Source organism: Streptococcus mitis (assembly GCF_003944325.1).
GTDB classification, from domain to species: domain Bacteria; phylum Bacillota; class Bacilli; order Lactobacillales; family Streptococcaceae; genus Streptococcus; species Streptococcus mitis_CW.
In genome coordinates this window covers 1-8,241 of sequence record NZ_RJPX01000056.1, presented here as the reverse complement: position 1 = coordinate 8,241, position 8,241 = coordinate 1, and the positions used below count along the sequence as shown (strand labels likewise).

Annotated in this window: 7 protein-coding genes and 1 pseudogene; 7 read left to right on the top strand and 1 reads right to left on the bottom strand. The window is 36.6% G+C overall.

Features of this window, described 5'->3' with window-relative positions; all coding sequences use genetic code 11:
* Window positions 1-600: 600 nt before the first annotated feature.
* The 7 genes from D8787_RS10615 (at window position 601) to xerS (ending at window position 7,840) form a co-directional block, all read left to right on the top strand.
* Entirely contained in the window at window positions 601-822 is a 222-nt protein-coding gene (locus tag D8787_RS10615; RefSeq protein WP_016397755.1) for a helix-turn-helix domain-containing protein, read from the top strand.
* 302 nt (window positions 823-1,124) lie between these two features.
* Window positions 1,125-1,358, top strand: a complete 234-nt coding sequence (locus D8787_RS10605; RefSeq protein ID WP_125423686.1) for a DNA-binding protein — start codon at window positions 1,125-1,127, stop codon at window positions 1,356-1,358.
* 84 nt (window positions 1,359-1,442) lie between these two features.
* A complete protein-coding gene (locus tag D8787_RS10600; RefSeq protein ID WP_125423683.1) occupies window positions 1,443-2,951 on the top strand; it encodes a tyrosine-type recombinase/integrase in 1,509 nt (502 codons plus the stop codon).
* An 81-nt stretch (window positions 2,952-3,032) separates the two neighbouring features.
* Entirely contained in the window at window positions 3,033-3,884 is an 852-nt protein-coding gene (gene ylqF, locus D8787_RS10595; protein WP_125423680.1) for a ribosome biogenesis GTPase YlqF, read from the top strand.
* Window positions 3,871-4,650: a ribonuclease HII gene (locus tag D8787_RS10590; RefSeq protein WP_125423677.1), complete on the top strand. Its 780-nt coding sequence runs from the start codon at window positions 3,871-3,873 to the stop codon at window positions 4,648-4,650. The genes ylqF and D8787_RS10590 overlap by 14 nt, the downstream gene beginning before the upstream one ends.
* Before the next feature lie 16 nt (window positions 4,651-4,666).
* Complete coding sequence (locus tag D8787_RS10585) at window positions 4,667-6,217, top strand: ClC family H(+)/Cl(-) exchange transporter (protein WP_125423672.1); 1,551 nt, start codon at window positions 4,667-4,669, stop codon at window positions 6,215-6,217.
* Window positions 6,218-6,769: 552 nt separating this feature from the next.
* Complete coding sequence (xerS, locus tag D8787_RS10575) at window positions 6,770-7,840, top strand: tyrosine recombinase XerS (RefSeq protein ID WP_125423664.1); 1,071 nt, start codon at window positions 6,770-6,772, stop codon at window positions 7,838-7,840.
* A gap of 30 nt (window positions 7,841-7,870) precedes the next feature.
* On the opposite strand, the pseudogene D8787_RS10570 reads toward xerS, so the two are convergent.
* Window positions 7,871-8,241: pseudogene (locus tag D8787_RS10570) on the bottom strand (transposase); the annotation flags it as partial.

Genomic DNA, 8,241 nt, shown 5'->3' with positions numbered 1-8,241 from the left:
ATGGGGCCTCATAGTCTAGTTTAGCGATGATTTCCTTGTGTGTACCCTTATTAATGATATCTATAATTTGGATATTAGGGTCTTTAATATCGAGTAGTTTTGTGATAGAATGTAATTGTTCCATATGATTCTTTCTAATGATAGTTTGGTCGCTTTTCATTATAGATCTTATGGGACTTTTTTTCTACACAAAAATAGGCTCCATAATATCTATAGGGGATTTACCCACTACAAATATTATAGAGCCTCTTTACTTTTATTTTAAATAATTCATTAACCTTCCGTAAATTCCCAATAACAAGGTGTATTGAAGAAGTCTGAGACAAAATAGTTCTCAGTCACAAAAAAGCTAGAGATTCCCATTGGTGAACAGCTCCCTGTCAAGTAGACAGTAAATAATATAAAATCTTAAGCGACCTGATTCCTGAATTCCAGTGGAGTCAGGTTGTTTTTTGACCGTCTTTTTTAATATTGTCTTACCTATAATAGATATGCTTATGAGATATGTTTAATAAATTAATCTTAGTTCAAAATGTCCAGTTTGGACACTTTGAATGATTTCTTAGTTTTATATTTATACTTTTCTCAGGAGAAAGCTAGATGTACAGACGTTTGAGAGATTTGAGGGAAGATCACGATTTGACCCAAAAACAAATAGCTAAAATACTTTCGTTTACAAACTCAGCTTATGCTAAAATTGAACGGGGTGAGCATACGTTAACAGCAGATGTATTGGTAACTCTCTCAAACTTTTACGATGTCAGTACAGACTATCTATTGGGATTGACAGATTTTCCTGATAAAATTCGCTTTAGAAAATAATCTCCTCAATTTCATAGAGTGTGAAAATGAGGAGATTTTTTATTTGTTCTTTGACAATTGAATAGTCCAAAATGGTACTTTCCTCATTTGTGGAGCAGTTTTGAATGGCTCGCCATGATAAGAGCGATATTAAAACCATCAATAAAATAAAGCGATACTTTATATGCCATGATACAAATGATATACAATGATACTTCTGACCGTTCAGGCTGCCACCGTAAAAGAGCAGTAAGTGAAATTCTTATGATGACTTCATCAGTCATGCCATGGAGGAGAAAATATTTTTTAGGAAGGATGATGACATGAATATAAAATATATATCTGTCGAAAATTCCATTGCAGAATGGGCCGATAAAAAAGGAATTCTAAAAAGATGGGATGGTTTAAATCAATATACATTGAACAGATGGATTAAAGAAATGCGAGAACACAGAACATTTTCCATGTATGTAATTAACCCAACCCATAAACTTGTTTTCATTAATCTAGAAGGATTCGAAAGTTTCTTAAGATGGAAGCAAAAGCGGACAAAATAAGGAAGTCATGGTATAATATAGGGTAGTTATTTATTCTATACAACAATGATTTATTTCTTTTTAAGAGTTAAGAGGAATTAAATTATGTATTATGTAACTAAAACAAATTCAAAAGGGCAACCCTTATATCAAGTGGTTGAAAAGTACAAAGATCCACTAACAGGAAAGTGGAAATCAGTAACTGTAAGTTATACTAAGAATACTAGTAGGGCAAGGAGACAAGCTGAAAGAGAGGTTCTTGATAAAATAGATAGACTAACTACTTCATTTGAAAGTCAGTTTAGCCCTGAACTGATTACAACATTTGGAGAGTTAAAAGAAAATTGGTTTCAGACTTGGTGTGTCTCTGTTAAGCCACAAACAATTCAGAGAGAACTACTGGTTATGAAACGACTTGGGAAAATTATAGGAGATGATTTTTTGTTAGACAGGATTACTCCACTTCTGATGAAAAATAGTCTCAATAAATATTTAGAAATGTATGATGCATCGCCTTCAACAATGACTCATATAAAAAGCACTTGTAATAAGATTTTTAATCATGGTGTGTTATATAATGTCATTAAGTTTTCTCCAATGACTGCGGTAAAACTAGATATCTCACTAGAGAAAAGGCGTAAAGCAAAAGAAAGGCATGATTCTAAATTTCTAGAAATCCATGAATTACATGCATTTTTTGATGTGTTACGCCAATGCAGAAATGCAAACTATTATGATCTTGCTATAGTATTGTTGCTTACAGGTATTCGAATTAGTGAAGCAGCATTTTTACCATCAGATATTGATTTTGAAAAAGGAATCTTGCATATTGATAAGGCACTTCAATATCATTGTTTAAAAGTTGAACAATTTCATTTTGATACAACTAAAACACTCAATTCAATTAGAGAAGTAGCTTTGCCTGAAGCTGCAAGCGAAGCTATTAAAAGGACAATACAGAGAAATAAAGAGTTTGATGCTTATATGGAGAAACATCCCTGTCCTGCTTTTACACATTCTGAAAGTGTATTTAGAACAGAATACGGCTCTCCAATAACATCAAGCACTTTTCGTCAAATTTTGAAACGAATAGAAGGAAAATTATTGACAAATTGTTTAAGTGACTATGGTTTTAAGTGGGTAAAACATGTTACTCCCCATTCGTTTAGGCATATGCATATTAGTTACCTTCAAAGTAATGAGATGCACATAGCAGTGAAAGATATTATGACTAGAGTAGGACACGCAAACTTTGAGACAACAATGGGCTATACACATAATATAAATCGTTCACAAGAAAATACTGTAAAAGCCTTAAATCAATTTGTAGAAAATCACAATTTCCATTTTGAAGAATTGAAAAGTTATACCTGTAAATATTCCAGAATGATTGAAAAATTCATTGAAACTAGTGATAATAGCAATAAAGTAGAATTAAGTGTTGATGAGTTCAAAGACTTGTTACATCTTAGTCCACGTTATTCACCTAAAAATATTGTTTCAAATTTACTATTAAAAATCAAAAAAGATATTGTCAAATACCACCCACAGTTTGATATAAAGATTGTGAAATCAAGTGAGAATCAAATCAGAGGTTTTTCCATTGCATGGTAGTTTTGGTGTTCGCTTGGTGTTTAGACAATAGTAAAATAAAATAGGGTCTCTAAACCCTTGCTATGAAAGGAAAAAAACTCAATGGCTACTATTCAATGGTTTCCTGGTCACATGTCTAAAGCGCGTCGACAGGTTCAGGAAAATTTAAAATTTGTTGATTTTGTGACGATTTTGGTGGATGCACGCTTACCTCTATCTAGTCAAAATCCTATGTTGACCAAAATTGTTGGTGACAAACCAAAACTCTTGATTTTAAATAAGGCAGACTTGGCTGACCCAGCAATGACCAAGGAATGGCGCCAGTATTTTGAATCACAAGGAATTCAGACTCTGGCTATCAACTCCAAAGAGCAAGTGACTGTAAAAGTTGTAACAGATGCTGCCAAAAAACTCATGGCTGATAAGATTGCTCGTCAAAAAGAACGTGGTATCCAGATTGAAACCTTACGTACCATGATTATCGGGATTCCAAACGCTGGCAAATCAACTCTCATGAACCGTTTGGCTGGTAAGAAAATTGCCGTTGTCGGCAATAAACCAGGTGTTACCAAGGGGCAACAATGGCTCAAAACCAATAAAGATCTGGAAATCCTGGATACACCAGGGATTCTCTGGCCTAAGTTTGAAGATGAAACTGTTGCTCTTAAACTAGCCTTGACTGGAGCTATCAAAGACCAGTTGCTCCCTATGGATGAAGTAACCATTTTTGGTCTCAATTATTTCAAAGAACATTATCCAGAAAAGCTGGCTGAACGCTTCAAACAGATGCAAATTGAAGAAGAAGCGCCTGTTATCATTATGGACATGACCCGTGCCCTCGGTTTCCGTGACGACTATGACCGTTTTTACAGTCTCTTCGTGAAGGAAGTCCGCGACGGAAAACTCGGTAACTATACCTTAGATACATTGGAAGACCACGATGGCGACGATTAAAGAAATCAAAGAACTCCTTGCTACTGTCAAGGAGTTAGAAAGCCCTATTTTTTTAGAGCTTGAAAAGGATAATCGCTCTGGAGTTCAAAAGGAAATCAGCCAGCGTAAAAAAGCCATTCAAGCTGAATTGGATGAGGATCTTCGTTTGGAATCCATGCTTTCCTATGAAAAAGAACTTTACAAACAAGGATTGACCTTGATAGCAGGTGTTGACGAGGTTGGTCGTGGTCCTCTGGCGGGACCTGTAGTTGCTGCAGCCGTCATCTTACCTAAAAATTGTAAGATTAGAGGTCTCAACGACAGCAAGAAAATTCCTAAAAAGAAACATCTNGAAATTTTCCAAGCCGTTCAAGACCAAGCCTTGTCAATCGGGATTGGTATCATGGATAATCAGGTCATCGACCAAGTCAATATCTATGAAGCGACCAAACTGGCCATGAAAGAAGCAATCTCCCAGCTCAGTCCGCAGCCTGAGCACCTTTTGATAGATGCCATGAAACTGGAGTTACCTATTTCACAAACTTCCATCATCAAAGGAGATGCTAATTCCCTCTCGATTGCAGCGGCTTCTATAGTAGCCAAGGTAACACGTGATGAATGGATGAAGGAATACAATCAGCAGTTCCCTGGCTATGATTTTGCTGCTAATGCAGGATATGGGACTGCTAAACACCTAGAAGGACTGGAAAAACTAGGAGTTACCCCAATTCACCGAACCAGCTTTGAACCCGTTAAATCACTGGTTTCAGGAGAAAAAGAAAGTTAAGTTAGAAGGAATGATTATGGAGGAACAGTCAGTAACACTCAGTTCCAAGAAAGAATTTGCCTTTGCTTCGAGCACTATATTATCCCAAGTTGGACGAGGAATCATTGTAGGACTCGTCGTAGGGATCATCGTCGGATCCTTTCGGTTTTCAATCGAAAAAGGCTTCCACCTGATACAAGGACTTTATCAAGATCAAGCGTACCTAGTGCGCAATCTTTTTATCATTGGTCTATTTTATTTAATAGTTTGTTGGCTCAGTGCGAAATTAACTCGATCAGAAAAAGATATCAAGGGTTCAGGGATTCCTCAAGTTGAAGCCGAATTAAAGGGACTGATGACCCTCAACTGGTGGGGCGTACTTTGGAAAAAATATATTCTAGGTATTCTTGCTATTGCTAGTGGCCTTATGCTAGGGCGTGAAGGACCAAGCATTCAACTCGGAGCGGTTGGTGGTAAAGGTATTGCCAAGTGGCTTAAATCCAGTCCAGTAGAGGAACGTTCCTTGATTGCAAGTGGAGCTGCAGCAGGTTTAGCCGCAGCCTTTAATGCACCGATAGCAGGCCTCCTCTTTGTTGTAGAAGAAGTTTATCACCATTTTTCACGCTTTTTCTGGGTCTCAACTCTAGCAGCCAGTCTCGTAGCAAACTTTGTCTCATTGCTCATATTTGGCCTTACACCCGTACTGGATATGCCAGATAATATCCCACTCATGACCCTAGATCAGTATTGGATTTACCTTCTCATGGGAATTTTTCTAGGACTTTCTGGTTTTCTCTATGAAAAAGCTGTACTCAATGTTGGTAGAGTTTATGATTGGCTTGGTCAAAAAATACATTTGGATAGAGCTTATTACCCAATTCTTGCCTTTATTCTCATCATACCAGTCGGAATCTTCTTGCCACAAATCCTTGGCGGTGGAAATCAGCTGGTTCTTTCCTTAACTGAGCAAGATTTTAGTTTCCAAGTTTTATTAACTTACTTTTTGATTCGCTTTGTTTGGAGCATGATTAGCTATGGAAGTGGCCTTCCAGGAGGAATTTTCCTACCAATTTTAGCTCTTGGTTCCTTACTCGGTGCCCTAGTTGGTGTTATTTGTGTTAACCTTGGACTTATCAGTCAGGAGCAATTCCCTATATTTGTCATTCTAGGAATGAGTGGCTATTTTGGAGCAATATCCAAGGCTCCCTTAACTGCTATGATACTCGTAACTGAGATGGTAGGAGATATTCGCAACCTCATGCCACTTGGTTTAGTGACCTTGGTCGCCTACATCATCATGGATCTACTCAAGGGTGCACCAGTCTATGAGGCTATGTTGGAAAAAATGCTGCCAGAAGAGGCGACTGATGAAGGAGAAGTCACTCTCATTGAAATTCCCGTATCTGATAAAATAGCAGGAAAACAAGTACACGAACTCAACTTACCACATAACGTACTCATCACCACCCAAGTCCATAATGGCAAGAGCCAAACAGTTAACGGCTCAACCAGAATGTATCTGGGTGATATGATTCATCTGGTTATTCCAAAAAGTGAAATTGGAAAAGTAAAAGATTTGTTGTTGTAGTTCTTTTTTACATAATTTATATTATGTAAATCCTTGATTAAATACATTAGAAAACCGATTCTCAGTAATGAGATCGGTTATTTTTTACTGATGAGGCATTTCACATACAAATAATTGAACTTTGGTAAAATAAGACTATAATTAAGTTAGAAATGATAAAACATAAAGCTAGAAAGGAGTTTACTGTATTTAATCTGTACAGTAAGATTAAAATCATGAAAAAGAAAACAATAGCAATTATACAATGTATTTTGTATCTCATAGCTCCTTATATAGCTCTTCAGTTGTGTAGTATTAACAGAAGTTTAGTGGGTGATTTCTTTATTACTTTCCTTATTTTGTTGACTATTTCATTCTGGTTTAGTATTTGGAAACTAGAAAAAGCACTAGATAATGATTCACAATAATAACTCCAAAGATTTAGATTTGTTTTACACAGGTTTAAGTCTTTTTTTAAAAGCTCTATAACATCTTTCCGAAAAACTATAATTTTCTTGAAAAATATATTAGTCTATGCTATACTACTAGTAGACTTATTTATGGAGAAAATACATGAAACGTGAGATTTTACTGGAACGAATCGATAAACTAAAACAAATCATGCCCTGGTATGTTTTGGAATACTACCAATCTAAGCTTGCTGTTCCCTACAGTTTTACAACCTTGTACGAATACCTCAAGGAATACGATCGATTTTTTAGCTGGGTTTTAGAGTCTGGAATTTCAAACGCTGATAAACTGTCTGATATTCCTTTATCAGTCTTGGAAAATCTGTCTAAGAAAGATATGGAATCCTTTATCCTTTATCTACGTGAACGTCCTTTGCTGAATGCCAATACAAGCAAACAAGGTGTTTCTCAGACAACCATCAATCGGACCTTGTCAGCCCTTTCTAGTCTTTACAAGTATCTGACCGAGGAAGTCGAAAATGACCAGGGAGAACCTTATTTCTATCGAAATGTAATGAAAAAAGTTTCAACCAAGAAAAAGAAAGAAACGCTTGCTGCTAGAGCTGAAAATATCAAGCAAAAACTCTTTCTAGGTGATGAAACTGAAGGTTTTCTAACTTATATTGACCAAGAGTACCCACAACAGCTCTCAAATCGCGCCTTATCCTCCTTTAATAAAAATAAAGAACGTGATTTGGCCATTATTGCCCTTCTCTTGGCGTCAGGTGTCCGCTTATCTGAAGCTGTTAATCTGGATCTAAGAGATCTCAATCTTAAGATGATGGTCATTGATGTCACTCGAAAAGGTGGCAAATGTGACTCGGTCAATGTCGCAGCATTTGCAAAACCTTATTTAGAGAATTATCTAGCCATTCGAAATCAACGCTATAAAACGGAAAAAACAGATACCGCTCTCTTTTTGACATTATATCGTGGTGTTCCCAATCGTATCGATGCTTCTAGTGTTGAAAAGATGGTTGCTAAGTACTCTGAGGACTTCAAAGTCCGAGTAACTCCCCACAAACTCCGCCATACCCTAGCCACTAGGCTCTATGATGCAACTAAATCACAAGTTTTGGTTAGCCACCAGCTAGGACACGCCAGTACACAAGTCACTGACCTCTATACCCATATCGTCAACGATGAACAAAAAAATGCTCTAGATAGTTTATAAACTACATAAAATAAATTATGTAATACATAGTTAATTGAAACAAGAACAAGACAAAAGAGCCTCGAAAAAAGTACTACAACTCGCTAATGCCTTTTTGAGGTGCTTTTTGATATGAGCCCATGTTTTCTCAATAGGATTGTACTCAGGTGAGTAGGGAGGAAGAGGTAAAAGTTTATGCCCAAACTCTTCACACAAGAGTTCTAGCTTACCCATTCTATGGAATCTTGCATTATCCATAATAATAACTGATGGTTTGTTTAAGGTTGGTAAGAGAAACTTCTGAAACCAAGCTTAAAAAAAGTCGCTCGTCATCGTCTCTTCGTAAGTCATTGGAGCGATTAACTCACCATTTGTTAGCCCTGCAACCAAAGAAATCCTCTGATATCTTCTTCCAGATACAC

Coding starts and splice junctions, on each gene's coding strand:
- D8787_RS10615 (WP_016397755.1), top strand. CDS start 601: ATGTACAGACGTTTGAGAGATTTGAGGGAAGATCACGATTTGACCCAA.
- D8787_RS10600 (WP_125423683.1), top strand. CDS start 1,443: ATGTATTATGTAACTAAAACAAATTCAAAAGGGCAACCCTTATATCAA.
- D8787_RS10605 (WP_125423686.1), top strand. CDS start 1,125: ATGAATATAAAATATATATCTGTCGAAAATTCCATTGCAGAATGGGCC.
- D8787_RS10585 (WP_125423672.1), top strand. CDS start 4,667: ATGGAGGAACAGTCAGTAACACTCAGTTCCAAGAAAGAATTTGCCTTT.
- xerS (WP_125423664.1), top strand. CDS start 6,770: ATGAAACGTGAGATTTTACTGGAACGAATCGATAAACTAAAACAAATC.
- ylqF (WP_125423680.1), top strand. CDS start 3,033: ATGGCTACTATTCAATGGTTTCCTGGTCACATGTCTAAAGCGCGTCGA.